Source organism: Streptomyces calidiresistens, assembly GCF_014141525.1.
In the GTDB taxonomy this organism is placed as follows: domain Bacteria; phylum Actinomycetota; class Actinomycetes; order Streptomycetales; family Streptomycetaceae; genus Streptomyces; species Streptomyces calidiresistens.
Genome location: NZ_VKHS01001126.1, coordinates 1 through 1,323 on the forward strand (window position 1 = coordinate 1; position 1,323 = coordinate 1,323).

The window sequence follows — 1,323 nt, forward strand, 5'->3', positions numbered from 1 at the left end:
CCGCCCCGCCCGCAGCCGACCGGATCCCCGCCGTGCTCAGGCAGTTGGCCGCCGAGCGCGCCACCGGGGCCCTCCTGCGCGACCGGGGCACCCTCTACCTGGTGAAGGGGCGGGTGGTCGGGGCCGAGAGCCCGGCCGCCCCCGCCCCCGAGCATCTTTTCGCCGACGCCGACGCGCCGGGACGCGGGGAGGCGGAGATCTGTCGCCTCGCGGCCCTCTTCGACGCCGCCTACTTCGCCCTCGACGCCGCCGGCGGACCCGCCCGCTTCCACCCCGGCCTCACGATGTCCGACCCCTCCGGTGCCGTGCGCCCCATCGGCATCGAGACCGTCGCCCGCGAGACCCGCCGCCGCCGACGACTGCTGCACGAGGTGTGGCCGTGCCCCGAGGTGGACACCGCTCCCGTCGTACCGATCCCGATGGAGAAGCTCCCCGAGGGGGCCGCCGCCGCCGTCACCCCCCGTCGCCGTGCCGTCCTCGACCTCGCCGACGGCGTCCGCACCCCGGCCGACATCGCCCGCGAACTGGGACGGTTGGCCTTCCACACGCTCGTCGACGTGCGCCGGCTGGCCGCCGCCGGTCACGTCGAGACCCCCCGGACCACCCCGGCCGCGCCGCCCGTCGCGCCGCCGGGACCGGCCGGGGGAGGCGCCCGGCCCGCCGCCCCGTACGCGGCCGGCCTCGGCACGGTCGCCGGCATCGCCGGGATCACGGCCGGATCCGGTTCCGGGGACGCCGACATCGCCCTGCTCCGGCGGCTACGCGACGCATTGGAGGCCCACCTGTGACACCCCCGTTCCTCCCCGAGGCTCCCCGCCCCTCCTCATGAGGCGTGCGCTGAGGCAGCGGGCCGAAAGGAGGCAGCTGATGACGACGATGTCGACGGAGCCCGAACTCCTCGACGAACTACGCAGGTTGCGCGCCCGGGTCCCCGGTGTCACCGGGGTCCTGGCGGCCAGCGTGGACGGACTGATCCTGGCCCACGACACCGTGGACCCGGAGCCGGAGAGCACCGCCGCCCTCACGGCGGCCGCCCTGGGGGTGGCGCTCCGCCTGGCCGACAACACCGGCCGGGGCGCCTTCCGTGAACTGGTCGTCCGGGGGGACCACGGATACGTCGCCACCTACGCGGCCGGACCCAACGCCGTCCTCACGGCGCTGGCGGGCGCGAACACCAACGTCGGTCGTCTCCACATGGAGGCCCGGCGGGCCGGACTCCGGGTCGCCGAGTTGGTGGAACGCGCGCTGACCCGACCCCCGATGCCCTGACACCGGACGGGACCGCCGTCCCGCGCCCCCGCTTCCCCGTGCCCGGGGGACCCG

Annotated in this window: 2 protein-coding genes; both read left to right on the forward strand. The window is 76.7% G+C overall.

Annotation, left to right across the window (positions count from 1 at the left end):
- Positions 1–23: 23 nt before the first annotated feature.
- Positions 24–788 carry a transcriptional regulator gene (locus FOE67_RS25875; RefSeq protein WP_438874313.1) on the forward strand — a complete coding sequence of 255 codons (765 nt, stop codon included), beginning with the start codon at positions 24–26 and terminating at the stop codon, positions 786–788.
- A 37-nt stretch (positions 789–825) separates the two neighbouring features.
- The gene (locus FOE67_RS25880; RefSeq protein WP_182667250.1) at positions 826–1,269 is read left to right on the forward strand and encodes a roadblock/LC7 domain-containing protein; all 444 of its coding nucleotides are present in this window, start codon (positions 826–828) and stop codon (positions 1,267–1,269) included.
- The last annotated feature ends 54 nt before the right edge of the window (positions 1,270–1,323 follow it).